At 62.1% G+C, this 25,579-nt stretch carries 22 protein-coding genes, 1 tRNA gene and 1 pseudogene; 4 read left to right on the top strand and 20 right to left on the bottom strand.

Annotated features, from left to right (window positions below; translation table 11 throughout):
- Positions 1–666: 666 nt before the first annotated feature.
- The 3 genes from tatA to ABR989_RS16840 all read right to left on the bottom strand — a co-directional run bounded on the left by tatA (position 667) and on the right by ABR989_RS16840 (position 4,146).
- The gene (gene tatA, locus ABR989_RS16850; RefSeq protein ID WP_428130475.1) at positions 667–882 is read right to left on the bottom strand and encodes a twin-arginine translocase TatA/TatE family subunit; all 216 of its coding nucleotides are present in this window, start codon (positions 880–882) and stop codon (positions 667–669) included.
- Between the two features lie 89 nt (positions 883–971).
- Entirely contained in the window at positions 972–2,396 is a 1,425-nt protein-coding gene (locus tag ABR989_RS16845; protein ID WP_428130474.1) for a sigma-54-dependent transcriptional regulator, read from the bottom strand.
- Positions 2,397–2,409: 13 nt separating this feature from the next.
- Positions 2,410–4,146 (bottom strand): two-component system sensor histidine kinase NtrB, encoded by a 1,737-nt coding sequence (locus ABR989_RS16840; protein WP_428130473.1) that lies wholly within the window; start codon positions 4,144–4,146, stop codon positions 2,410–2,412.
- A 393-nt stretch (positions 4,147–4,539) separates the two neighbouring features.
- On the opposite strand from ABR989_RS16840, the gene ABR989_RS16835 reads away from it, so the two are divergent.
- Positions 4,540–6,945 carry a glycosyltransferase family 2 protein gene (locus tag ABR989_RS16835; protein WP_428130472.1) on the top strand — a complete coding sequence of 802 codons (2,406 nt, stop codon included), beginning with the start codon at positions 4,540–4,542 and terminating at the stop codon, positions 6,943–6,945.
- A 52-nt stretch (positions 6,946–6,997) separates the two neighbouring features.
- Here the strand turns inward: ABR989_RS16835 and ABR989_RS16830 are convergent, their stop codons facing one another.
- The 9 genes from ABR989_RS16830 to ABR989_RS16790 form a co-directional block, all read right to left on the bottom strand.
- Positions 6,998–7,396, bottom strand: coding sequence for a MerR family transcriptional regulator (locus ABR989_RS16830; protein ID WP_428130471.1), 399 nt, complete (start codon positions 7,394–7,396; stop codon positions 6,998–7,000).
- A 62-nt stretch (positions 7,397–7,458) separates the two neighbouring features.
- Positions 7,459–7,752, bottom strand: a complete 294-nt coding sequence (locus tag ABR989_RS16825) for an integration host factor subunit alpha (RefSeq protein ID WP_428130470.1) — start codon at positions 7,750–7,752, stop codon at positions 7,459–7,461.
- Between the two features lie 43 nt (positions 7,753–7,795).
- Positions 7,796–10,216: a phenylalanine--tRNA ligase subunit beta gene (gene pheT / locus ABR989_RS16820; protein WP_428130469.1), complete on the bottom strand. Its 2,421-nt coding sequence runs from the start codon at positions 10,214–10,216 to the stop codon at positions 7,796–7,798.
- Positions 10,213–11,259, bottom strand: coding sequence for a phenylalanine--tRNA ligase subunit alpha (gene pheS / locus ABR989_RS16815; protein WP_428130468.1), 1,047 nt, complete (start codon positions 11,257–11,259; stop codon positions 10,213–10,215). Before pheS ends, pheT begins: the two co-directional genes overlap by 4 nt.
- A gap of 140 nt (positions 11,260–11,399) precedes the next feature.
- On the bottom strand, positions 11,400–11,765 hold the full coding sequence (gene rplT, locus ABR989_RS16810) for a 50S ribosomal protein L20 (RefSeq protein ID WP_428130467.1): 366 nt from the start codon (positions 11,763–11,765) through the stop codon (positions 11,400–11,402).
- 60 nt (positions 11,766–11,825) lie between these two features.
- On the bottom strand, positions 11,826–12,023 hold the full coding sequence (gene rpmI, locus ABR989_RS16805; protein ID WP_333648626.1) for a 50S ribosomal protein L35: 198 nt from the start codon (positions 12,021–12,023) through the stop codon (positions 11,826–11,828).
- 43 nt (positions 12,024–12,066) lie between these two features.
- Positions 12,067–12,558 (bottom strand): translation initiation factor IF-3, encoded by a 492-nt coding sequence (gene infC / locus ABR989_RS16800; RefSeq protein WP_428130476.1) that lies wholly within the window; start codon positions 12,556–12,558, stop codon positions 12,067–12,069.
- 79 nt (positions 12,559–12,637) lie between these two features.
- Complete coding sequence (gene thrS / locus ABR989_RS16795; RefSeq protein ID WP_428130466.1) at positions 12,638–14,578, bottom strand: threonine--tRNA ligase; 1,941 nt, start codon at positions 14,576–14,578, stop codon at positions 12,638–12,640.
- Between the two features lie 102 nt (positions 14,579–14,680).
- Positions 14,681–14,755: transfer RNA gene (locus ABR989_RS16790), tRNA-Val, on the bottom strand.
- Between the two features lie 189 nt (positions 14,756–14,944).
- Here ABR989_RS16790 and ABR989_RS16785 point away from each other — a divergent pair.
- The 3 genes from ABR989_RS16785 (at position 14,945) to ABR989_RS16775 (ending at position 18,962) form a co-directional block, all read left to right on the top strand.
- Complete coding sequence (locus ABR989_RS16785) at positions 14,945–16,018, top strand: AI-2E family transporter (RefSeq protein ID WP_428130465.1); 1,074 nt, start codon at positions 14,945–14,947, stop codon at positions 16,016–16,018.
- 139 nt (positions 16,019–16,157) lie between these two features.
- Complete coding sequence (locus ABR989_RS16780) at positions 16,158–17,480, top strand: CCA tRNA nucleotidyltransferase (protein ID WP_428130464.1); 1,323 nt, start codon at positions 16,158–16,160, stop codon at positions 17,478–17,480.
- Complete coding sequence (locus tag ABR989_RS16775) at positions 17,481–18,962, top strand: ABC transporter ATP-binding protein (protein ID WP_428130463.1); 1,482 nt, start codon at positions 17,481–17,483, stop codon at positions 18,960–18,962.
- On the opposite strand, the gene ABR989_RS16770 is transcribed toward ABR989_RS16775, so the two are convergent.
- From ABR989_RS16770 to ABR989_RS16735, 8 genes and pseudogenes are all read right to left on the bottom strand, one after another.
- Positions 18,959–19,882, bottom strand: a complete 924-nt coding sequence (locus tag ABR989_RS16770; protein WP_428130462.1) for a bifunctional riboflavin kinase/FAD synthetase — start codon at positions 19,880–19,882, stop codon at positions 18,959–18,961. The two genes, ABR989_RS16775 and ABR989_RS16770, sit on opposite strands and share 4 nt — an antisense overlap.
- A gap of 24 nt (positions 19,883–19,906) precedes the next feature.
- Positions 19,907–20,791: a tol-pal system YbgF family protein gene (locus ABR989_RS16765; protein WP_428130461.1), complete on the bottom strand. Its 885-nt coding sequence runs from the start codon at positions 20,789–20,791 to the stop codon at positions 19,907–19,909.
- 4 nt (positions 20,792–20,795) lie between these two features.
- The gene (gene pal / locus ABR989_RS16760; RefSeq protein ID WP_428130460.1) at positions 20,796–21,344 is read right to left on the bottom strand and encodes a peptidoglycan-associated lipoprotein Pal; all 549 of its coding nucleotides are present in this window, start codon (positions 21,342–21,344) and stop codon (positions 20,796–20,798) included.
- Entirely contained in the window at positions 21,337–22,623 is a 1,287-nt protein-coding gene (locus tag ABR989_RS16755) for a DPP IV N-terminal domain-containing protein (RefSeq protein ID WP_428130459.1), read from the bottom strand. The genes pal and ABR989_RS16755 overlap by 8 nt, the downstream gene beginning before the upstream one ends.
- Before the next feature lie 117 nt (positions 22,624–22,740).
- The gene (locus ABR989_RS16750) at positions 22,741–23,820 is read right to left on the bottom strand and encodes an energy transducer TonB (RefSeq protein WP_428130458.1); all 1,080 of its coding nucleotides are present in this window, start codon (positions 23,818–23,820) and stop codon (positions 22,741–22,743) included.
- A 9-nt stretch (positions 23,821–23,829) separates the two neighbouring features.
- Positions 23,830–24,264, bottom strand: coding sequence for a protein TolR (tolR, locus tag ABR989_RS16745; protein WP_428130457.1), 435 nt, complete (start codon positions 24,262–24,264; stop codon positions 23,830–23,832).
- Between the two features lie 11 nt (positions 24,265–24,275).
- Positions 24,276–24,977 carry a MotA/TolQ/ExbB proton channel family protein gene (locus ABR989_RS16740; protein WP_428130456.1) on the bottom strand — a complete coding sequence of 234 codons (702 nt, stop codon included), beginning with the start codon at positions 24,975–24,977 and terminating at the stop codon, positions 24,276–24,278.
- 116 nt (positions 24,978–25,093) lie between these two features.
- Positions 25,094–25,579, bottom strand: a pseudogene (locus ABR989_RS16735) (B12-binding domain-containing radical SAM protein); the annotation flags it as partial.

The following is a 25,579-nucleotide window of genomic DNA, read 5'->3' as shown; positions in this document are numbered from 1 at the left end:
CCCAGAACTTTCGCGAGCTGCGTTCCCCCTCCATCTTGCCGTCTCCATTTCGGGCGCCTGCCGTCGGCAAAACGCCCGTTTAGCGGCTTACCGCCGGCGGTTACACATGCTCATCACAACGACGAAGTGTCCAAAGAGCGGGACAATTGTGTGTCCAAAAGGCAATGGGACCGTATCCAGAAGAGCCATCAAGGCTTTGGGCCCTTCGGCGGCGGCCTTGTGAGCCTTGGGAAAATGCCCTTTTATTAATCTTTCTAAAAACATCGGCCTGTGAAGTAAGCAAATTTTATACCGCTCAAATCGTTCACAATTCTCGCGATTGCATTTAACGCTCCGATTTTAATTCTTGCGTGTACTCCAAACGGCATGGCGGTGCAAGATTCCCAGGCGGGTCTATTCCACTGCCTTTCCAGCGCCGCCGGGAGGACTGGCGGACGCTGGAGGACTGCCGGACGCTGGAGGACTGGCGGACGCTATATGTCGTCAGGACGGTTTTGGACAAGTTTGGACAAGTTGGTTGTACGTCACCGAGGCGCGGGTCAGGGAGCCCGCCGTGCCAACGAAACTCACCGCAGCCGGATGTTGGTGGTATCTCGCGCGTTCATGACGCGCGCCGTCGCAGGCGCGGTGAGCGAATATCCGGGAAAGTCAGCGAAGCGGGGCGGGTCAGGAAAGTTTGTCGGGTTTTACGGCCTCTGTCGCCTTGGCGTCATCGGTCTTCGCGACGGTCTTGGCGGCATCGTCGGGCTCGTTCATCGCGCGCTTGAAGTCGCGAATCGCTTTGCCCATCGCGCCGCCGACATCGCCGAGCTTGCTCGGCCCGAAGATGACCAAAATGATCAGTAAAATGATCAGCAGGTGAGTTGGCGCAAACAGATCCATATTTTTCTCCGGGCCGGTCGCGCATCCAGTCGGCCCATCGAGAAGTCTATATCCTTGACTGCCGGATTGCCACGCCTATTGCCCGGCCCTCACGCCGAGCGCGCAGGCTCCTGATGCACGGGGCTGTCGCCGTCGAGGTGATAGCGCTGGACCTTGCGATAGAGCGTCGAGAGGTGAATCCCCAGCACCTGCGCGGCCTTCACCTTGTCGTTTTCGACCTTGTCGAGCACGCGTTTGATATGCTCGCGCTCAAGCTCCTCGAGCGTGAGCCCCGTGTTCTCGATACTCGCTATCACGGGCGACGCGCTGCTGAGCTTCTCGGGCAAATCGTGCGAGTGGATGACGTCGGTCTCGGCCAGAATGGCGGCGCGCTCCACGGCGTTTTCGAGCTCGCGGACGTTGCCCGGCCACGCGTAGTTGATTAGCAGGCGCATCGCGCCTTTGGAAAAGCGCATCGTGGTTCGCGACATCGACTTTTCGTACTTGCGCAGGAAATGGTTGGCGAGCAGGGGAATATCGTCCTGGCGCTCGCGCAAACCGGGCAGGTTGATGTTGATGACGTTGATTCGGTAAAGCAGTTCCTCGCGGAAGCGGCCGGCCTTGACCTCGGCTTCCAGGTCGCGATTGGTGGCGCACAGCACCCGCACATCGAACGCCACCGGATCGTTGGCGCCAAGCGGGTAGACCTCGCGCTCCTGAAGCGCGCGCAGCAGTTTGACCTGCAGCGCGAGCGGCAACTCGCCAATCTCGTCGAGCAGGACGGTGCCTTTGTCGGCGGCCTTGAGCAGGCCCACCTTGTCCTGCGTGGCCCCCGTGAACGCGCCGCGTTTGTAGCCGAACAGTTCGCTCTCGAGCAGGTTCTCGGGCAGCGCGCCGCAATTGATCGGCAGGAAGCGGTTGTTGGCGCGATCGGAGCTGAAATGAATCGCGCGGGCGACCAGTTCCTTGCCGGTGCCCGATTCACCGCTGATCAACACGCTCGAGTCGGTGCGCGCGACTTTTTCCATGACGCGGAACACGCTTTCGATGGCGTCGCTTTTGCCGATGATGCTCTCGAAGCGGTACTTCTCGCGCAGTTCCTGGCGCAGAAAACGGTTCTCCCTGAACAGCGCCTTGCCCTCGAGCGCGTTGCGCATCACCTTTTTCAGGTGATCGTTCGCAAACGGCTTGGTGATGTAATCGTAAGCGCCCTGGTGCAGCGCCTCGACGGCTGACTCAACGCTGGCGTACGCGGTGACGATTATTCCCATCACCTCGGGGTCGAGTTCGCGCATCTTGCGCAGCAGATCAAGTCCGTTGCCGCCGCTGGTCAGGTTAAGGTCGAGAATCGCGAGATCGATTTTTTCTTTTTCGAAGATGCGCAGCGCGACCTCCGCGGCCGGCGCCTCCGTGACCTCGTAGCCTTCGCTGCGCGCGAGCTGCACGATGATCGAGCGCATCAGGGGTTCGTCTTCGACGATCAGCAGCCGGTAAGGTCCGCGTTCCTGCGCGGTCCATGAAGCGTCGTTGTTCATCGCGTTTCGATTCTCAAGACGCCGCCATGCTCGCTGCCTGTTCCGCCCGTACCAAATCCTCGGCGGCCGCCGCCAGCGTGACGGTGACGGCGGTGCCGCGGCCGACCTCGCTATCAACCCGAATGGTGCCCTGATTGGACAGGATCATGCGCTGGCATAGCGACAGTCCCAGTCCGACCCCGGCGCCCGCAGGCTTGGTGGTGAAGAATGGATCGAACACGCGCTCCAGATGTTCGCGCGGAATTCCGATGCCGTTGTCGATCACCTTGATAACCACCCGGCGCGATTTGTCCGCGCCCTGTCCGGCGCGCTGGTTCTCGGTGATCACCTTGATCACGGCGCCCTCGGCGGGGGAGGCGTCGGCGGCGTTGAAGAGCAGATTGAGCAGCACCTGCTGAATTTCGTTGTCGTCGGCGAACGCGCGGCGCAGATCGGGAGCAAGAATGGGTTCGATCCGGATGCCGTTGAAGCGTGTGTTGTAGCTGATGAGCCGCAGCGTCTCGGCGATCAGGCCGTTGACGTCGACCGGCTTGCGTTGCGCGGTGGTCGGTCGCGCGAAATTCACCAGGTCCTTGAGCGTGCTCGAGATGCGCGTGATCTGGGACAGGATCGTGTGCAGCGTGGCGCGCCGCTGGGGGTCGTTCTCGCCGGTCAGGATCGATTGAACCAGCGATGAGATCGACGCCAGCGGATTGTTCACCTCATGCGCCACGCCCGCCGCGAAGGTGCCCGCTGCGGCCAATCGCTCGGCCTTGATGAGCGAGTCGAGCATGTCGTGCCGCTGCGTCACGTCGCGCAGGATCATCTGGACGAATTGCTTGTTGCCGTAGGTGATGAGCGCGGCGTTTACGTCGAAGAAAAACGGCCCGATCGGAAATTCCGAGATCTTCGTCGATCCCTGGCGCAAAACCGGGACCACGCCCGCCTCCAGGTTCTCGAGCACTTTTGCCCTTATCTCCGGCGGTACGGCATCCGGCAACGGATGTCCGATCGTCTCCGTCGTTTCGTCCCCTTGGTCGGCTACCATTCGATGGAGCTGCTGGGCGGCCGCATTCATCCCGACCACGATCCACGTGTACGGTTCGATCTCATACATCGGATCCGGCGCGTGGTCGATCGTGTTGCGGTACTTCTCTTCGGATTCGCGCAGCAACCGTTCGCGCGATTCGATGTAGAACTGCGAGACCATCAGGCGCCGCTCGTCGATTGCCGCCACCACCAGGTCGCGCACCCGTTCCATCGCGGGACCGGTCATTGAAGATTTTACGTGATTGAGAATTACTTGCTTGAGAGCGATGTGGATAGTGTTGAACTGAGAGGGTTTGGCCCGCGCGAGCATCCCCTCCTGGCAATGTTTGCGCAGATAAACGTACGTGCAAATGTCGTCGGGATCGCGCAGATGATCGCCCAGCCGGATGAGCGCATTGACCATATTGGCTTTGCGCACTTTGTCGTCGTATTGGGCGTGACCGTCGAAGATGACGGTTACCGCATCTACCCACTGGTCGACGATGCCGTCGAAGTGCCGGTCGATCAGATCGGCGGCCTCGGTGCGGATCTGGAGGCACTCGGGCGTGCGGCTCCAAATTGTCGGACCCCATAGGCGCGAGAGCGATTGCTCGATCTCAGCCAGCTGCTGCCTTATCGCCTGTAGTTCTTCGGGCGTGGCCTCAATTGGCGCGTCGGTTGGTTCACGGTGTCGTTTGAACTTTGGTGGTCTGGAGCATCCACAAGCGAGCAATAGTTTCATTGCGGTAAAACCCGGCAAGAGGATTTCAGCGTTGATGTGTCAACCAACTGAGGATAACATTCGCAAAATAACCAATCTAGCGTGTCTATTCGGGCGGCATTCTGCCTGATTTTGCACACTGCGAACTGTTCGCTCCGAGTCCGTGCCCGAGGCGCAAATCGTACAGGGCTCATCCCAATTGGTTTGTGCGAGGCGGGCGTTCGCCGAAAAAGCCCCATAATCGCTGGATTTTTCCGGTGGCATGGCTTTGGCACTTAGGTCCTCATCGAGAGGACACCTACATCCATGCTTATCAAGTCCGGTCCTGCGCAACAACAACACGTAACCCCACACGGTAAGTTCCTTTCCCGCGCAGGACAGAAGTTCTTTTTCAAGGCGATGCGCCTCGCTGACGTGAGCGCAAAGCTCGATTTTACTCAGAAGCTCAAACTAAGAAAGCGGCTCGACAATCTCAGAACCGCGCACACGACCGGCGTGGTGCTGACCGAGGCGCAGTCGCAGCCCTGCCTGGACATCGCGGCCCAGTCGGGACTGGTCGCCATGGTCGAGTTGAGAATCGCCGCGGATGAGCTTACCCGCAGCCGCGGATGGAAATCCGTGGTCTCGCGGATTGCGCGTACGGCAAACATTCTCGGAAGGCATCCTGCCCTGGTCGGTTACCTCCTCGATTGCGAAATCGGCCAGGACGCGCTGCGTGCGGGCGGACTGGAAAAAGCGCGGCGGCGCGTGCGCGGCGTCGTGAAGACGATCAAGGGACGCGCGCCGGAGGCGATGGTCGGAATAAAGGTGCGGCCGGAAACCCTCGCACTTTCAATCTTGGAACAAGATTTTCTTTACGCGGAAATTCCTGCGCTCGAGCCGGTCGAGATTCGCGATTTCGTCGTTGCCTTGCATAACGTCGCGGAAGCGCGGCCGGTGGTGATCGAATTCAAAGACGCATCGCCGGGGCAGGACGAAGCGGTAGCAGTGGCGTTTGGCACGGGTGCGGCTGGCGTGGTTGCTCCGCCGGTTCCTGCTCCGGTTTCTCACGACTGGCTTGGCGTGCGCATGATGCGCGCGTCGGATGTGATGCCGTTCGTGACGCTCAATGGCGCCTGCCCGCCGCGGCCGCCGAAGGCGCCGATGGTGTCGGTGGTGATTTGCGCGTACGACGCGGAGCGCACCATGCGGGATTGCCTGGAGTCGCTGCGCCGTCTGGACTACCCGAATTTCGAGGTAGTCATCGTCGATGACGGCTCACGCGATCGCACCGCTGACATCTCGATGGACTTTCCGGAGTTCCGTCTCATTCGCCAGCCCAACAAGGGACTGAGCGTCGCGCGCAACGTCGGGATGCAGGCGGCGCGCGGCGAAATAATCGCGTACACCGATTCGGACTGCGTCGTCGATCCGCATTGGCTGACGCTGATGGTCCGCTCGATGATCGAAGGCAATTTCGACGGATGCGGCGGACCGAACTACGCGCCGCACGAAGACGGCCGGATCGAAGCCAGTTGCGCCGCATCGCCGGGCGCGCCGTGCCACGTCCTGATCGCCGACGATCGAGCGGAGCACCTGGCAGGCTGCAACATGCTCTTCTCGAAGGCGGCGCTCGCAAAGATTGGCGGATTCGATCCGCAGTTCACGTCCGCGGGCGACGACGTTGACATATGCTGGCGAATGCTCGACGCGGGCTTCAAGCTCGGCTTCTCGCCGGCGGCCTTCGTCTGGCACTTCCGGCGCAACACGGTCAAGGCTTACTACGGACAGCAGCGCGGCTATGGACGCGCCGAGGCGATGCTGCATCGGCGCTATCCCGAGCGCTTCAACGTGATGGGCCAAATCGCGTGGCGCGGCACGATCCCGGGGCTGGCGCGGACGATTCCGGGCGGGAGCCGCAAACGCGTGCTGTGGAGGACTGCAACCGCAGGTGCGCAGACGCTGTTCGATCCCGGACTTACGCTGGCCAAGGTTATCCCGCAGACGCTCGAGTGGACGGTGCTTTCGGCGATTGCGCTAGCCGCGTCGATAGTACTTGGGGCGCCGCTGATTCCCGCGGCTGCGATGCTCGCGCTGGGGCCGATTTGGGCGCTGTACTATGCGTGGCATGCGCCGCTGGAAAAATCTCACGAAAGTTTCACCGCGCGACTTCTGATCGCGTATCTCGCTTACACGGGGCCGATGGTGCGAACGATGACGCGCTACAAGACGCGGGCGAAAGCCCTGACGGGACTCGCGGGCGCTGACGGCGTGCGCCAACGCCCAACCATCAACTGGCTCAGACGTACGATCCGGCTGGACTATTGGAACGACGAAAGCATCACGCGTGACCGCCTGATGGACAGGATGCTGAAGCTGTTCGCGCGCAGCGGGCATGGCGCGATCGTCGATGCGGGGTGGAACGACTACGACCTGGAAGTGCGGCCGAATCCGTGGACGCGAATCGAGCTCAAGACCGCCGACGAAGAGCACGAGGCGGGCAAGGTCACCAACCACGTACTGGCGCGGATAAAGTCCACTCGAATCAGCAGGCTGGCTCTGGCGGCGGGCGCGCTGAGTGCGGCAGTTGTGGCGATAGCGGGACTGCCTGAGATGGCGCTGGGCTTGGGGGCGCTCACGATGGCTGGCGCGGTGTGCCTAGTTTCCGAAATGGTAGAATCGGGAAGAATCGCGCATCGCGCGACTGAGGAATGCGCAACCGAGCTGAATCTCGCGCCGCTGGGGGTACTGGTCCGTCAGGCTTCGGGCGCGCAAGCTGCGGCCGCCGGGCGCAAGCCGGCGGGCGCGCAGTTGGCCTCGCAAGAACGCATCGCGGACTAGTTTTTTCAGACTCCATCCGTCCGCGTCGCGAGGTTTGGCGCGATCGCGCGGGTCAGTCTTTCAAAATCTTGTGGATCGATTGGAGGTCGCGGCGGACCTCATTGAGTACGCGGCGCGCTTGACCGTCGATTTCCCCAGCCCGCGCAGCCGCGCGCTCCGATGACGACGACGCCGGCTTCGCGACGGGCTTGCCAGTCATCAAAGCGTCGATGCCAAATTCCTTGATGTGCTTGTTCGCGCCTACGATCGTGAAGCCTTCATCGTGCAGGAGGCGCTTGATGAGGCGCAGCACGTCGAGGTCCTTTTCCTGGTAGAAGCGATGCTTGGTGCGCGTGTGCCTGGGTTTCAGAAATGGGAACTGGGTTTCCCAAAAACGCAGCACGTAGGTCTCGACGCCCAGCGCGCGCGCCGCTTCGCCGATCTTCAACCCGCGCTCGGGGAACAAGGACATCGTGGCGCGCGCATCGGACGTGGGTTTTCGCCGCCGAACTGATGGCTGGCGTGGCATCGGGGTCATAGCGCCGGCTTGGAGCCGTCGTTAACCCGCTCCTTCAACACCTGGCTGGGCTTGAAGGAGAGGACGCGGCGGGAATCTATGGTAATCGGCTCGCCGGTCTGCGGGTTGCGCCCGCGGCGCGCATGTTTTTGATTGACGAGAAAGGTGCCGAAGCCGGAAATTTTCACTTTCTGACCGTGGCGCAACGAATCCCTGATGATCGCAAACACCGCTTCGACCACTTCACAGGCTTCCTTCCTGGAGGAGCCTACCCGCTCGTAGATCAGCTCTACAAGATCGGCTTTAGTCATGCCCTGCGGCGTAACGACCCCCACCCGCTCGCGTTAGGCACGCTTACTGCCGCAACTCCGCCCCTAATCGCATCCGCGCCTGCTCGACCAACACGGCGTGAATGCGGTTAACCTCCTCATCGGTCAGCGTGCGATCCTTTGCACGGTAACGACAAGCCAACGCCACACTCTTTTTCCCGGCCGCCACCGCGGTCCCCTCGTACACGTCGAAGACCTCGACGCTTTCCAGCAGCGACGCGCCGCATTCCCGAATGGTTTTGAGTACCATATCCGCCGGGAAATTTCGATCCAGCACCAGCGCCAAATCGCGCCTGATGGCGGGATATTTTGGCGGCGGCTGGAAAGTTTTGCGCGGCGAGAAACCATAGGCAATGAGACCGCTCAAGTCAAGTTCATAGACCGCGCAGGGATCGTTCAGATCAAGGCGCATCGCTTCCGCCGGATGCAACTCACCAATCAAACCGATCGCCACGTCGTCGAGCGTAACGATAGCGCTGCGGCCGGGATGGAGGAATGGCGCATCGGCGCTGTCGAGAGTTTTGTACGCCACCCGCGGCGAAATTCCAATCGCTTCCAGGTACGTCTCGAGGATTCCCTTGATCGAAAAAAATCCCGCCGTGACGCTGTGCTCGCCGATTGCAGAGAGCGCGTAAGCTCCGTAGCTGACGGCGGCGAGATGATGGCGCTCGGTCGCGACGTCGCCGTGCATGCGGAAGGTCTTGCCGATTTCGAACGCGTGAAAGGCGCGGGCCTCGCGGTTCAAATTGAACCTGAGCGAGGTGACGAGGCCCGGCATCAGGCTCACGCGCAGCTCGCTGAGCTCCGCAGACAGCGGGTTGGTTACTTTGATCGGCCGCGTCGCGGCTTGAATCCCCGAAAAGCGCGCGTTGTCGGCGGGCGCGATGAACGCGATGGTGGCGGCCTCGGTCAGGCCGCATCCCAGCATCACCTCGCGCGTGCCCGTCAAGAACTCGCGCTCGCGATTGACGGGAGCCAGCGCAGTGACGCGTTCAGGCAGCAGGGCCGGAATGTCCTCGAGACCGCCGAGCCGCGCGACTTCCTCGATCAGATCGGCCTGCTCGACCAGATCGGAGCGGAACGATGGAGGCACGACCGCGAGGATACCCTTGGCGCGCGTGCTCACTTGCGCGCCGAGCGATTTGAGACGGCTCCTGGCGACGGCCGGCGGTATCGCGGCGCCAAGCAACGACTCCATCGCGCCGAGGTCGAGCGCAATCTCGCGCGGCTCGGCTTTGCGCGGCTCGAAGTCGGCGATCGGCGACGCCTCGCGTCCGCGCGCGATCCTGCGGATCAATTCGGCGGCGCGAATCAGCGCGCCGACTTGTCCCGCTCGATCGATGCCGCGCTCGAAGCGGTAACTTGCCTCGCTACGCAAACCCAGGCGCCGCGCCGTGCGCGCTATGGTCATCGGCTCGAAGTACGCGCTCTCGAGCAAAATAGTCCCGGTCGAATCGCCGACCTCGGAGTTGAGGCCGCCCATCACGCCCGCGATTGCGAGCGGCTTGTCGCTGTCGGCGATCAGCAGATCGTTTGAATCGAGCGCGCGCGGGATGTTGTCGAGCGTGACGAACTCGCGCGTATCGCCGGCGCGGCGGACAATAATCCGCCCGCCGGCGATTTTCCCGAAGTCGAACGCGTGCAAGGGCTGGCCGAGTTCGAGCATCACGTAGTTGGTCGCATCGACGACGTTGTTAAGCGCGCGCATCCCGCATAGTTCCAGCCGGCGCTTGAGCCAGGCCGGCGAAGGACCGATCTTGATTCCGGTCATCGCGAGCGCGGCGTAGCGCGGGCATAGATCGGGCGCATCGATCGAAACCGAAAGCGAAAAGCGCGCTCCGTCGGGCGAGCCAGCCGAATGCGCCGCGCGGAGCCTGGGCGCGCGCAGTCTGGCGGCGAACAATGCGGCGACCTCGCGCGCCAGGCCGAGAACCGACAGGCAATCGCCTCGATTCGGCGTGACTTCGACATCGAGCACGGTGTCGTCGAGGTGCAAATACGCAGCCACGTCGCCGCCCAGCGGCGCATCCGCGCCGAGCGCAAGGATTCCAGCCTGATCCTGCGACAGGCCGAGCTCGCGCTCTGAGCAGAGCATGCCCTCGGAACGCACACCGCGAATGACGGCTGCCTCCAGCGGCGGTTGCTTGCCAAGCTGCGCGCCAACCAGAGCGAGCGGCGCCACCATGCCGGCCTTCACGTTGGTCGCGCCGCACACGACTTTGAATTGGCCTTTTTGACCCGCGTCCACGTCGCAAAGATTCAGCCGGTCCGCGTTGGGATGCTTTTCGACGTGGAGCACCCTGGCGGCGAACACGCGTGCGAATCCGGGCGTGAGTTTTTCGACATTCTCGACAACTAATCCCGCGTAACTGAGGCGCCGCGAGATTTCCTCGACCGGCGCGTCGATGCTGACGAAGTCTCTGAGCCAACTGAGCGGAAGCTTCATCGCACACCTCCGCTGAGCACCGGGAACTGGCTCAAAAAGCGAAGGTCGTTCTCGAAAAACAGACGCAGGTCGTCAACGCCGAGCTTCAATAGACCCGTGCGCTCGACGCCCATGCCGAAGGCGAAGCCCTGGTACTCGCCGGGATCGTACTCGACCGCGCGCATCACGTTGGGGTGGATCATTCCGCAGCCGAGCACTTCAGTCCATCCGGAATGCTTGCAGACCGGGCATCCGGCGCCGTCGCAGAGAATGCAATGCATGTCGAGTTCGGCGCTCGGCTCGGTGAATGGAAAATAGCTGGCGCGAAAACGGACCGCAGTCGTGCCGAAAAACGCGCGCGCGAATTCGGTCAGCACGCCCTTGAGATGCGCCATCGTGATGCGCCCGCGTTTATCGACCATGAAACCCTCGATCTGCGTGAACATCGGCGAGCTGCGCACGGTCAGGTCGTCGCGTCGATAGCATCGCCCGGGACAAACGACGGCCAACGGAGGCCGGCGTTTCTCCATCACGCGGATCTGGCCGTTGGAGGTATGCGTTCGCAGCAGCATCCCGCCTTCGAGGTAGAAGGTGTCTTGCATATCGCGCGCGGGATGATGCGGCGGGAAATTGAGCGCCGCGAAGTTGTGAAAGTCATCCTCGATATCCTGGGTCATCGCGACTTCGAAGCCCATGGACTCGAAAATTTGGAGCATTTTTTCGAGAATGTCGGTGATTGGATGGATGTGGCCGCGCGTGATGCGCATGCCGGGCAGCGTCACGTCGAGGCGTTTTTCATTAAGCGATTTGGTCAGCGCCGCGGCTTTGAGTTTCTCGCTCAGAGTCTCGATGCGCGCTTCGAGTTCGCGCTTGATCTGATTGATGAGTTGGCCGATGGCGGGCCGCTCCGCATTGGGGACCTCGCGCATCCCGCGCATGATTTCCGTAAGCTCACCCGAGCGGCCGAGCACGCGCACGCGAACCGCGTCGATTTGCGCTTCGCCGGCGTCGTCGGCGAGTTCCGCGATCGCGCGGCGCCTGATTTCTTCGAGTTGTTCTCTCATCGTGGTCTTCCCCACATCCAGCTCAGTCTCGCCATTCATCCGTCGTGCAATGTTGCAGCAACGAAAAACCAAAAACAAAAAACCACGTGGGCGAATGACCCACATGGTTCCTGGTGCGCGGCGCTTGGAACGGCGCGGCTCTATGCTGCTTGCAAGCCGAGCGCGCTCTTCGCGGTGCGCACCAGCTCGGTAAACAATCCGTCGCGCTCCTGCGCGAGCTTGGCGAGCATCTTGCGATCGACCTCGACGCCCGCCTTCTTGAGCCCGTTCATCAGGCAGCTGTACGAGATTCCGCTTTCGCGCGCGAGCGCGTTGATACGCGCAATCCAGAGCGTGCGGTAGTCACGCTTTTTCTGCTTGCGATCGCGATAGGCGTAGGTGAGGCCCTTTTCGAGCGTCGAGCGGGCCTGGCGGTAGAGTTTGCGCCCACCGACGAAACCGGAGGCGAGCTTGAGTTGACGCTTATGACGGCGGCGCGTCTTGGGTCCGCCTTTGGCGCGAGGCATCGGAGTAGTGAAATCCTTCCTTGGTAGATATCCGGTGAGTTAATTTTTAGTTGGCCGCACTCACGCGTACGGCATCATTATCTTAACTTTTTCGGCGTCGGCCTTGCCCAAGATACCGGTCCTGCGGAGCCGCGCTTTCTGTTTCGGATTTTTGGCCGAGAACATATGGCGGGCATACGCGTGTTTGAACTTGACCTTGCCGCTCTTGGTCACGGAAAAACGCTTGGCGGCGGTACGGCTGGTCCTGATTTTCGGCATACGATGGTCGCTTTGCTTGTTCCCTGTAATTTCCTTTTCCGGCCTATCGCGGCGTCAGCAGCACGGACATGTTACGTCCTTCCATCCGGGGCGTACCTTCGGCCTGCGCGATGTCCGTAACCTGCGCGATGATTCTCTCGATCAGCGCCCGTCCGAGTTCCGGATGGGTAATCGCGCGGCCGCGGAACGAAACCGTGAGCTTAACACGATGACCTTCACCGATAAAGCGCTTGATGTGGTTAACTTTGAAGTCCACATCATGCTTCCCGGTCGCCGACCCCATCTTCACTTCCTTGATCATGCTGATGGTGTGCTTCTTGGAGTCGTGCGACTTTTTCTTCTGCGAGTACCGGTACTTGTCGAAGTCGGTGACACGGCATACCGGGGGCGTCGCCGTCGATGAGACCTCGACCAAATCCAAGCCGCGGCTCTCCGCCACTTTGATCGCCTCGCGCAGGGGCAGGATTCCGATCTGGCTGCCGTCGGCGTCGATTACACGAACTTCTTGAGCGCGAATCAGGTTATTGACGCGAATCGCGGGCTCCCTTGAGGGCGGGGTTCTGAAATCTCTTCGGATAAAGCACCTCCTCCGGCTCGGTGGCCGGATGAACTTCCTAAGCCGGGATTGGCTCCTTCTTTAATAGCTCGACAAGCGCCGCAAGCGGCATCGCATTGCTCTTCGCGCCGCGCAGCAGCCGGAGCGATACCGATCGATCGGCGGCCTCGCGCTCGCCGACCACGATCATATACGGCACCTTGGCGAGTTCGGCTTCACGAACCTTGAAACCGAGCTTCTCGTTGCGGATGTCGGCATGGGCGCGGAATCCCTCGCGCTTGAGCAGGTCGGTGGCTTCGTTGGCGTAGGTCTCGACCTTTTCGCTAAGCGACAGCACCCGCACCTGCTCTGGCGCGAGCCACAAGGGCAGCACGCCGCCGGTATGTTCGATCAGCACGCCTATGAAGCGTTCGAGCGAGCCCAGGATCGCGCGATGAATCATGACGGGACGTTCTTCGGCGCCGGCGCTGTTGGTGTACGTCAGGTCGAAGCGCTCGGGCATGTTGGGATCGAGCTGTATCGTCGCGACCTGCCACTTGCGCTTGAGCGCGTCGGATACGTAAATCTCGATCTTGGGGCCGTAGAAGGCGCCTTCCTTCGGGTTTATCTCGTACGCGATTTCGTTGCGCTTCATTGCGTTGCCGAGCTTTGCCTCGGCCATACGCCATTGCTCTTCAGTGCCGAGATGCTGCTCCGGCATCGTCGCGAGCTTGAACTCGACGCGTTCGAAACCCAGCGCACCGTAAACGTCGCGAACCATTTGGAGATTCAGTGTGATTTCGTCCTCGATCTGATCTTCCCTGCAGAAGATGTGCGCGTCGTCTTGCGACATCGCGCGCACCCGCATCAGGCCGTGCAGCGTGCCCGAGCGTTCGGCGCGATGCAGCCGGCTGAACTCCGCCAAGCGCAGCGGAAGATCGCGGTACGAGCGCTTCTCGGCGCGGTACACGAAGGTATGGCCGGGGCAATTCATGGGCTTGAGCCCATAGCCGTGATGCCATCCGTCGGGGCCGGTATCGATAGTATGCGTCTCACTGTCGGGATCCGGCGAGAGGAACATATTCTCGCGGAAATTTTCCCAATGCCCCGAGGTCTTGAAAAGCTCGTTCTTGAAAATCAGCGGCGTGACGACCTCGTCGTAGCCGTAGCGCCGGTACAGTCGCCGCATGTAGTCGACGAGCGCGTTGAAGATGATGACGCCCTTGGGCAGGTAGAACGGCGAGCCCGGCGAGATTGGATCGAAGATATAGAGGCCCATCTCGCGGCCCAGCTTGCGATGGTCGCGCTGGCGGGCGAGCTCGACGAGTTTCAGATGCTCCTCGAGCGCCTCCTTGCCGGCGAACGCGGTGCCGTAGATGCGCGACAGCATCGCGTTGTGCTCGTCGCCGCGCCAATACGCGCCGGCGACGCTGGTGAGCTTGAATGCCTTGAGATAGCGGGTCGAGGGGACGTGCGGTCCGCGGCAGAGATCCATCCAGTCGCCCTGGCTGTAGATCGACACGTGATCGTCCGGGATGCCCTGGATTATCTCGACTTTGTATTTCTCGCCCATCGCGGCGAATTTGCGAATAGCGTCCTCGCGCGACACTTCAGTCCGCTGGATCTTGTGGTCGGCCTTCACCAGCTCGCGCATCTTGGCTTCGATCTTCGGCAAATCCTCGAGTGTGAACGGCGTGGCGGGCGCGAAGTCATAGAAAAAGCCGTCCTCGATAACCGGGCCGATCGTCACCTGTGTGCCGGGATAGAGCGATTGCACCGCCATCGCCATCAGATGCGCCGTTGAATGACGGATTACCTCGAGACCCTCGGGCGAGTCGGCCAGCACCGGCTCGACGGAGGCGTCGTGTTCAAGCTTGCGCGTGAGATCGACGACCTTGCCGTTGACGCGCGCGGCCACCAGATCGCGGCTTGGGATCCCGTTCAGTACGTCGCGAACGATAGTGCCAACCGGCACGACGCGCGATTCGCCGTTCAACGTTACAGTTATTTTGGAACTCATCAAGCGAAGATTCTAATCATGGCAGGATAAAGAGCGAACTTCAGGCGCATATGAAATGAACTGGCGGGGCGAAATTCGCGCGCGTGGCTGTGGGCACGGACCTGGTAGGCACGGGCGGGATTGAACCGCCGACCTCTTCCGTGTCAAGGAAGCGCTCTCCCACTGAGCTACGTGCCTTCACGGGCGAGGGGTATTGACTGGATACTTCAAGCAAACGCAAACGGTAACCGATATTGGGCGCGCGGGCAACCGAAGCATCGCGCGGCCCGATTCACCGTGGGCCGGCAGGCGACCGTAGTGGGGGCATCTGCTAAGCTTGCGCGCCAAGTACCGCGCGCGCACGGAGGGACGTCACGGCTTAAGAAAATGGATCGCGAGCGCATAGTGCAGCTCTTCTTCTTCGGCTTTCTGGCCGTGATGGCCTACGAGCTGTACGAACTGATGCTGCCGTTCCTGACGCCATTGGCGTGGGGAATCCTGCTCGCATTCATGGCGCATCCCGCGCTGATCGAAGTCGAAAAGTACGTCAAGCGGCGATCGCTGTCGTCGGCGATCATCAGCGTCGTCATCGGGCTTGGCGTCGTTCTGCCGGCAATTTGGGCCTCGGGCCGTCTCGTGCTTGAGGCGCAGGCGCTTTATGCGCAGGCCACGGAAATGGTGAATAGCGGGGGCGTGACGAAGCTGCACGACTGGGCGGTTAACACCGAATTCGGCGCATGGGTCGGCAAACGGATGGGGGAACGCGGTTACAAGCTCGACGAGGAGCTGCCCAAGCTCACGCTGCAAGCCGCGCAGATGACCAGCGATTACGTGGCCAGGAACGCGACCAACGCCGCGAAAAACGTCGTCTCGTTCATTGTCGACTTCGGAATCTCGCTGCTCGCGTTCTTCTACATGCTGCGCGACGGCGACTACTACTACCGCAGCCTGCGCGACCTGACCCCGCTGCATGAAGATGATAAGAAGGCGATTTTCGATACGCTGCGCACGACGCTTTCGTCGGTGATGCGCGGCCTGATGCTGTGCGCCGTGCTGCAGGGCGTGACGATCGGCCTGGGCATGCTGATCTTCGGAGTGCCGTACTGGCTGTTCCTGGCGATTGCATCGTCCGCCGCGGGACTGATGCCAATCGGCGGCACTGCACTGGTATGGATTCCCGCGACGCTCTACCTGGGCTTTGCGTCGGGCTGGTCGCCGGCGGTCGGCCTGGTCATCTGGTGTTCGATCGCGCTCGCGGTCATCGACAATTTCATCAAGCCGCTGGCGATGAAGCACGGCACGGGCCTGCCCACTATGGCGCTGTTTCTCGGGATTCTCGGCGGGCTCGAAGCGTACGGACCGCTTGGCCTGTTCCTGGGCCCCGCGATTATGTCGGTGTTTGCGACTCTGCTGCGCGTCTATAAAAAGGAATACTCGGGCAGCGGCAAGGAAGCAGCCTGAACGCCTGGCGCGCACGCAGTTCGCCCCGAAGAAAAAATCGGCGAAGTACGCATCCTGACGAACTCATCCATTTAGCCGCTCCCCCCGTATGGCGCCTCCCAATCGCGCCGCTATAAAATGCGCGGTTGGAGAGTCGCCCATGAGCGACAAAGAGCAAAAGGCGCTCTATATCGTTCGCCGTCTCGTCGATTCCGGCTTTCGCGCCGTCTTCGCCGGCGGATGTGTGCGCGATCGAATCCTCGGCGTCGAGCCCAAGGATTACGACGTCGCCACCGACGCGCGTCCCCAGGTTGTGCAGAAACTGTTCGACCGCACCGTGGCGGTCGGGGCGAGGTTCGGCGTAATCGGCGTGCTGATCGACGAGGACCTGTTCGAGGTCGCGACGTTCCGCGCCGATGCCGAATATGCTGACGGACGCCGGCCCTCGTCCGTGCGCTTCGGCGCGATCGAGGAAGACGCGATCCGCCGCGACTTCACCATCGGCGGGATGTTTTACGATCCGATCGCCGACCGCCTGATCGATTTGGTCGGCGGGATGCGCGATCTGCGCGCCGGAATCATCCGCGCGATCGGAAATCCGTACGACCGGTTCGACGAGGATCATTTGCGCATCCTGCGCGCCGCCCGCTTCGCCGCGCGGCTCAACTTCACGATCGATCCTGCGACCTGGGCCGCGATGAAACGCGCCGCGCCGACGATTATTTCGATTGCGGCCGAACGAATCGGCGAAGAAATCGTGATGATGATGACCGAGGGCGCCGCCGCGCGCGCGATGGATCTGATGATGGACAGCGGCCTGATGCAATTGATCCTGCCCGAAGTCGTCCTGATGCCCGGATGCGCGCAGCCCGAAAATTTCCATCCCGAGGGCGACGTGTACACCCATACGCGGATCGGCGTCGCGATGCTTCCCGCCGGATGCAGCGAGACCGTTGCGTTCGGAATCCTGCTGCACGACATCGCCAAGCCGCAATGCCGTGCGGTCGCCGGCGACAAGGTCACCTTCTACGGGCACACCGAGGATGGCGCCGTGAAGGCGGCGGAAATCATGGCGCGGCTGAAGCGCTCGCGCGCGGTCCAGGAGCGGGTCGCGTACCTGGTGAAGAATCATCTGAAGCTCTGCATGGCGCCGCGGATGCGCCCGGCGACGTTGAAGAGAATGCTCGCGGAAGACGGGTTTGACGAATTGATGGAAGTCGCGTTTATGGACGCGATGGCGTCGAGCTCGCACCTGGGCTTCTGGCACTTTTGCCGCCGCGCGATGACGACGATGACCGCAGCCGAGATTCGTCCGCCGCGTTTAATCGGCGGCGAGGACCTGAAGCAGTTGGGATTTACGCCCGGGCCGCGCTTCAAGGAAATTTTGAAGGACGTCGAGGACCATCAACTCGACGGCGCGCTCGAAACCCGCGAAGCCGCGCTCGAATATGTGCGCATCCATTACGGCGTGAGCGCCGCCTAGTTGCTCCGCGCCAACGCCATAACCAAGCGCTTCGGCCGTACGCTCGCGCTCGACGCTGTCGATTTCGAAGCGCTGCCCGGCGAGATTCACGCGCTGGTCGGCGAAAACGGCGCCGGCAAGACCACCTTGATGAACGTGCTGGCCGGCTCGCTCGCCGCCGACCATGGCGAAGCCATCCTCGATGGACGGCCGCTGCAGGCAGGCTCACCGCGCGCGGCGCTGGCGGCCGGAATTGCGGCGGTGCATCAGAGCCCGATGCTGTTCGAGCGGATGACGTGGGAGGAAAATCTCGCGTTGGGCGGCTTCGACACCAACGCCGGCGCGCTCGATCTCGATGCTATCGCGATGCGTGCGCGCTCGCTCGCCGCGAAACTCGGGTTCGAAATGCCGCCGGCCGCCGCCACCGTCGAGAATCGTTCAGTTGCCGAGCGCGTTCGGCTCGAAGTGCTGCGCGCGCTCAGCTTCAACCCGCGGGTCCTGATTCTCGATGAACCGACCAGCGTACTCGCACCTTCGGAACTGACCGCATTCCTGGACTTGCTGCGCAATCTGCGCGGCGAGGGCCGAATCGTGGTGCTGATTACGCACAAGCTTGCCGAGGCGATCGCAGTCGCCGATCGGATCACCGTGCTGCGCCGCGGCCGCGTGGTCGCCCGCACGACTCCGGCCCAGACCAGCGAGGAGAAACTGGCCGGCCTGATGATTGGCGAAATCGAGACTCAGCCTGCCGCGTCCGCGACGCCGTCGCATGCGGGCGATCCCGTGCTCCAAATCGAAAACCTGACCCTCGACGATCATAGCGGTCGCCGGATTCTCGACCGGCTTTCGTTTAGCGTCGCCGCCGGCGAGATCGTGGGAATCGCCGGCGTTGACGGCAACGGCCAGACCGAACTCGTCGAATTGCTCGCGGGCGCACGCCATTCGAGCAGTGGGAAAATAAATCTGCATGAGGGGCCGTCAGGCGGCGCGATGGCGGTGATACCGCAAAATCGCGACCTCGACGGACTCATCCTCGATATGCGGCTGTGGGAAAACCTGATTCTCGCGCGTCCGCTCCGGGAGCGGGTGACATCGCACGGATGGTTGAACACTTCGCGCGCAATCGATCTTTGCCGCGAACTCATCGACCGATTTCGAATTCGCGCGCCCGGTCCTGAAACCTTCGCCAGCGCGCTTTCGGGTGGCAACCGGCAGCGCCTGGAAGTAGCGCGTGCGATCGCGTCGCGGCCGCGAGTCATCGTCGCGCACAATATCTGCCGCGGCCTCGACCTGGCCGCAACCGCCGAAGTCCATCGCACGATTCTCGACTTCGCTTTCGCTGCCGGCGGGGGCGCGGTGATTCTGATTTCGAGCGACCTTGACGAGTTGCTTGCGATATGCGGGCGGCTGCTGATTATCAGCCGCGGAAAAATCCGTGAGACGAATCCCGGCGAGCGCGATCCCGAACGGCTGGGCCTGCTGATGGCCGGGGCGCGCGACTAGGCCGCGGAAAGGATCTCGCGGGCCTTGCTCAGGTCGAGAGCGATCTGCGCCTTGAGCGCATCGGCGTTGTCGAACTTGCGCTCGGGGCGGATTCGTTCGATCAGCTCGAGCTTGATTCGCGTCCCGTAGATGTCGCGCGTGAAATCGAAGATATGCGCCTCGATCGATCGCGTGCTCTCCGAAAATGTCGGACGCATCCCGATGTTGGCGATCGACGGGTAGGCGCCATCGCCGAGGATGACGCGCGCGGCGTAAACACCGTCGGGCGGAATGCATTCCGTTTGGCAGTCGAGATTCGCAGTCGGGTATCCGATCGTCCGTCCGCGCCCGCGCCCGCGCACGACCGGGCCGCTTAGAAAGTGGTAACGGCCCAGCAGCCTGGCGGCGCCACGCAGGTCGCCGGCGCCGATCAACTCGCGTACCCTGGTTGAACTGACTTTGATGCCGCCGATTTTGACCGGCCCGACCACGTCCGTATCGAAACCGAATTCGCGGCCGAGTTCGACCATCATGGCCGCGTTGCCGGCGCGATTGTGGCCGAAGCTTACGCTGTGCCCGACGACCACTTCGCGCACGCCGATCTTTCCGCGCAAGCAGTCGCGCACGAAATCGCGCGGCGAGAGCAGGCTCAGTTCGAGCGTGAAGTTGAGCACGATCGCGCCGTCGATGCCCGACAGCCGCAGCAGTTCGAGTTTGTCATCGGGGGCCAGAATCAACCGCGGAGCGCGGGCCGGAGCGAGCAGTTTGGCGGGCAGCGGATCGAAGGTGAGCGCGAACGCGGTGCCGCCGGCCGTCCGAGCGTGATCGATCGCGGCCTTCAAGATCGCGCGATGTCCGAGGTGAACGCCGTCGAAATTACCGATCGCGGTGACCGGGTAGGGATGGCGCGCGAGCGCTTCCAAGTCGCGGATTATTTCCATTCAATCGTGCGCGAAGGCGATCCTTTAATCGCTCGCGAGGTCTTTCATCATCGTGTTCGCGGCCTCCGCTTCCGGAGTTCCCGCGTGATCGGCGACCAGCTTCTGCAGTGTCAGGCGCGCGTCGATTCGATCGTTGAGCTTCACAAATGCCTGCGCCTCGCGCAGCAAGGCAGCGCCGGCGTATTTGCCCTTGGGAAAGCGCATCACGAGATCGTTGAATTGCAAAATCGCCTGGTCGTAACCGCCGGTTTCAAACAACGCGTTGGCGGCGAAGTATTCGGCGGGCTCGCTCAGCGCGGATTTCGGGTACGCATGCTGCAGCTTGGTGAACCTGGCAACCGCGAGCGGATACTTGGCGGCCTTCATCGCGTCGAGGCCTTCGCGATAGATCTTCACGCCCGGCTCGTTCGAAGTCTTGGCGTCGGCAATTTCCTGATCGAGTTCGCTCGGCCAGGTTGGAGCGATCTCGGCGGGCGCGGCGGGCGGCGCCGGACCCCCTGACGGTCCCTCTGCCGACGCCATTCCCGGCCCGGGCGCCGCGCCGACGGAGTCTGCGGGCGCGCCGGGAGGAGGAATCGCGCCGGGCGCCGCCGCCATCCCGGCCTGCAATGCTCTCACTTCGGCCTCGAGGCTCGCGACTCGATCGTTCATCGACAACGTCGTGCCGCCGCCCGCGCCCGCGGCGCCCGCGCCGGCGGCGCTGTGCTGTAGCTCCTCGATCTGATCGTTCTGACGTTGAATCTGCTGCTTCAGGGAGTTGATTTGCTGGCGGTCGCTCGCGATCATCCCGCGCAGCGTGAACTCGTTTTGATTGAGCTGCTGCAGGTCGCCTTGGTCGGCGCATCCCGCCAGCGCGAATGCCGCGGCAAAGACGGCGACGGCGCCGATCGGCCAGTTCGTTTTTCGCACGCTCTTATTCCTTGTTTTCACTTACCGCAAAGTGATCGCGCCGGTTCTGCGACCAGCAGCTCTCGTCGTGCTCGGTGCAGAGCGGAAGCTCCTTGCCGTAGCTGATTGTCGAGATTCGGCTGCCGCCGATTCCGAGTGTCACCAGGTAATCCTTGGCGGCCTGCGCGCGCTTGGCGCCCAGCGCGATATTGTATTCCTCGGAGCCGCGCTCATCGCAATGACCCTCGACTTGGACCCGCGTCTGCGGATGCGCTTGCAGCCAGCTCGCATTGGATTTCAGCACGGAGCCGTCCTGCTCTTGAATCGTGTACTCGTTGTACGCGAAGTGAATGTCGCTGAGCGGACCTTGCGCGCCGAATTTTCCGTTCTTCCAGTCCTCGAGCGAGTTGCCGCCGCCCTTGCCAACCCCATTTTCACCAAGTTGACTTCCGCCGGGATTGTTTTCGCCGCCATTTATCGGCGCCGGCTTCTTCGATGAGCATCCTGCAATCGCCAGCATCACCCCAACACTCACAATCGCCATCGCCTTGGCCAATGTCGAATGACTACTCACCCAACCACCCCGACCACGCTGGACAGGAATCATTACCATCACCCTCCGTCAAAGCGGAAATAATTTTCCGGTTGCCGACCATCATTATATAGATTCGCGAGTTGTGGCCGCGCGTCGAGCTGAACGCGAGATAGCGTCCGTCGGGCGACCAGCTCGGATACTCGTTGGAGCCGTTGCCATCCGTCACTTGCACAGGTTCGCCGCCGCCGACCGGAATCGTCCAAATGTCGAAACGTCCGTTGTTGCGGCTCTGATACGCGAGCTTGTCGCCCTTGGGCGAAAACGCGGGCGTGGTGTTGTAATCGCCGCTATAGGTCAATCGTTTCGGCGCACCGCCCGCCAGACTCATGACGTAAATTTGCGGCGAGCCCGAGCGATCCGACGTGAACGCAAGCGTGGCGCCGTCGGGTGAAATCGCGGGACTGACGTTGATTCCGTTGGTGTCAGTGAGCTGGCGAATTTCGGCGCCCTCGCGCGTGATCAGATACAGATTGGTGGCGCCGTCACGCTCGATCGCGGCGGCGATGCGCTCGCCGTCGGGCGAGATCGTTCCGCCGATCACGCGGCCGTGCGGGCTGTCGAGCTTGGCTTCGCGCTGCTCCTTGAGGTCGGCCAGATAAAGCGCCGGCGCCATGCTCTTGTACGAGAGATACAGCACGTAGCGCGCGCTGCGATCGAAACTCGGGAACAGATTGATCGTCGGATTGCCGGTCAGCTTGAACACGTCCTGGCCGTCTATCGACTGCGTATAGACTTCCTTGAAACGACCGCCGCGCGTCGAGACGAGTGCGAGCCTGGAATCGAACGGACCGCGCTGCCCGGTCGCAGCTTCAAGGATCGCGTCGGCAAATCGGCGCGCCATCCGCGGCACGTCACCCGCGTCGCCGCTGTAATTCTTGCCCATCATGCGCCGCTGCTGCGCCACGTCATATAGAAAGGCCGTCAGCTTCACGTCCGGGCCGCTGGCGGAGACCGAACCCTTGACGACAAAGTCGGCGTTGATCGATCGCCAATCGGCGAAATTAAACTGGCCGAGCTCGAAGCCCGACGATTGCGGATCCTCGATGTACGCGTGCGGATCGATAATTCTGAAATAGCCCGAAAGCTCGAGGTCGCGCCGAAGCGTGCCGACAAACGCGCTGCCAACGCGATGGTTGTCGTCGCCGCCGAGATTTTTGAGCCCCGACACCGCGATCGTCGAGAGCTGTGAGCCGGGTCCCGCGATCGTGATTGTGATCGGCCCTCCACCAGCGGGCTGCGCGACGGCCCGGCCTGTCATCGACGCCACAACAATCGCGCACGCGATCGCGCAAACTTGAATCCCCCGCTTCATGTTCTAACACTGAAAAAACAAACACTGAAAAAGTTCATCCGCACCTCCTGCCGCATCGCAACCTCAGGACTTGAGTTCGCCGAGCTGAAACAAGGCTTTGATCCCGGAAGAAAACTGGTCGCGAAACTTTTCCGGCGGCGCGGGAAACGGCGCTGCCCGGCGAATCGCGCGAATCACGGAATCATCGAACGCCGAGTCGTTCGAACTCGTGCCAATCTTCACGGCGGTCAGCGCACCGTCGGGGCCGATCGCGAAATTGACGGTCGCGGTCAGATCGTTCGATCCGCCGGTAAACGTCCACGACTTCTTAATCTGTTCCTGCACGGTCTTATAGTACAGGATAAATTCCGGGTCCTGTAGAATCCCGACGCTGCCCTTGCCGGCGCCGACTCCGTAGCCCGCTCCTTCACTCGCGTTACTTGCGACGACGGGTCCTCCCCCTGCCGGACCGCTGGCAGCGCTGTCGTCCGCGGAATCGTCGTCATCTTCATCTTCAGGCGGGTTCTTCGCCAGCTCCTTGACGTGCTCCGCGAGCAACCCGCGTCTCAGCATCGCGAGCCGCTGCTCGACGCTCGGCGTCGCCGCGATCTTTGCCTTTGCCGCCGTCGATTCGGACTTGGGCGCATTGCGCGACGCCTTGCCGGGCGTGGCCTTCGGCTTCGCGTGCTTCGTCGGCTCCTGAGTAGGCTGTGGCGTTGGCTCAGGCGTCGGTGCTGCCGTGGCTTCTATTGTTGGCGCGATGGTCGGCTCGATAGTTGGCTCTGGCGTGGGAGTCGCGGTTGGAGGGTCGGTCGCCTTCGCATTTATCTTGAGCGCGTTCTTGTCGTCGTTAAGCGCGAGTTCTGTTTTGGGCGGCTCGGTCTTGACCTTCGATTCTTCGGGCTTGGGCGCCGCCTCCTTCGCTTCATCCGCCGGGTGCCGATTGATGCGCGGCAGATGCGTTCCGAGGTCGCCGGCTGGAATGTTATCGACGATTTTCACCGTGTATGCGGGCGGCGCGGCTTCTTCGGGATGCAAAAAGCGCGGCGCGATAAAGAACACCGTCGCGAACAGCGCAGCGTGCCCGAGCGCGGAGACGAAGACCGCCGCGAAATATCCGATTCGCGACGGCTGCTCGTCACCGTTATGGTCCCGCGATGCCACGCTCAGCGCTCACTTCGCGCCCGCGTCGGGCCCGTTCGCCGCCGGCATCTCCGTCACCATCCCGACGTTTTCGATTCCAGCGGCCTTAATCGCCGCCATCGTGCGGATCACCTCGCCGTATGGCACTTGGTCGTCGGCGCGGATGAAAACCTGGCGGTCGGGACGCTCCTGCGCAATCGCCTTCAGCTTGCCGGTCAAGTCATCCGCCGAGAGCTTTGCGTCATTGAGATAAATCTGGCTGTCGCGTGTGATCGACACGACGAACTGCTCTTCCTTGCCGGGCAGCGCCTCGGCCTTGACGCTGGGCAGCGTGACCTCGACGCCCTGCTGAATAATCGGCGCCGTCACCATGAAGATGACCAGCAGCACCAGCATCACGTCCACCAGCGGCGTGACGTTGATCTGGGAAACCATCTGCCCGCGCTGTCCTGAATCGAATGCCATTGCGATGCTGCCTACGAAAGGAAATGACGCTCGGCGATGTTCAAAAATTCGGACGTGAAATTATCCATCTCGGTCGCCAGCACTCGCACCCGCGCGATGAAGTAGTTGTAGAACATCTGCGCCGGGATCGCCGCGACCAGGCCGACCGCAGTCGTGATCAGCGCCTCGGCGATTCCGGGCGCGACTGCCTGGATGCTCGACGTATGAGACGCCGACAGGCCCAGGAACGCCGTCATTATTCCCCACACCGTGCCGAACAGTCCGATAAACGGGCACGTCGAACCGGTCGTGGCGAGGAAGGTGATGCCGGACTCGAGCTTGGTCAGCTCGACGTTTTCCTGGCGCTTCATCGCGCGCATCACGTTTGCGATTCCGCCGAGATCGGTCGAGAAGCCGCTTTCCGCTCCGACCGCCTGGCGCTTGGCGCGGGTGAGTTGCAGGAGCTCCTGGTAGCCGGCGCGGAAAACCTGCGCGACCGGGCTGCGCTTGAGGCCGACGCTCGCGGTGTGAATCGCAGCGAGGTTCTTCGATTCCCAGAAGATCGCGATGAAGCGTTCGGACTGGCCCCGCGCCCGCGAAATCTGAATCAGTTTGTAAAGGATGATACCCCAACTGCCGACCGAAAACGCCACCAGCACCCACAACACGGCTGCCACCACCGGGCCCGTGCCCAGCACCAGTTCCACCACGCCCAACCCGCCTGCGCCACTCACCTGATGGAGCATAATACCGCCATTCGGCTGAATAATCAGTTTATTATAAGGGTATCAGCGCGCCCAAAACCAGCACGGTCATCGGGCCGCTTGCGCGCCCGCGATTTCTGCGGACTTCATGATCCGGGCTGAGTTAGGGCCCGTTCGGCCTGGGACTCGGCAATCGCCTGCTCGAACATCGCGTCGGTGACTTGTGTCAGGGCCGCGGCCGAGTCCTTAAGCTCCGCATGCTCGACGGTGCGCGAAAGGGTCTCAGCCGCCGTGGGCCCGCGCGGCTTGCCGAGGAAGGGCTTGAGAATCAGGTAAGCCACGTCGCGCATCGCCATGAAGCGCGTGAAGCGGCGCAGGAGCCGCACGGTCTGCAGCGGATAATGAAGCAGCTTGTAAAGGAATATTCTGCGGAAGCCCGCGCTGCGCTCGCGGTTGATCACCGCGCCCGGGATGCAGGTCGGATCGATCTCGGAGCACTTGAAAAACTTGAACCAGTCTCGGGCCTCGTCGACCAGGTTGCGGCGGATATATTCCTGCCACAACGGGGTGCCGCGATAGACGCATAGGCGGTTGAAGTTGAACGTGTCGAGCGGAAGTCTTGAGGCAAAATC

This window comes from Binatus soli (SeqCode) (genome assembly GCF_050015535.1).
Taxonomy (GTDB): Bacteria; Desulfobacterota; Binatia; order Binatales; family Binataceae; genus Binatus; species Binatus soli.
The sequence above is the reverse complement of the archived record's forward strand: the minus strand, read 5'-3'. Positions and strand labels throughout refer to the sequence as shown.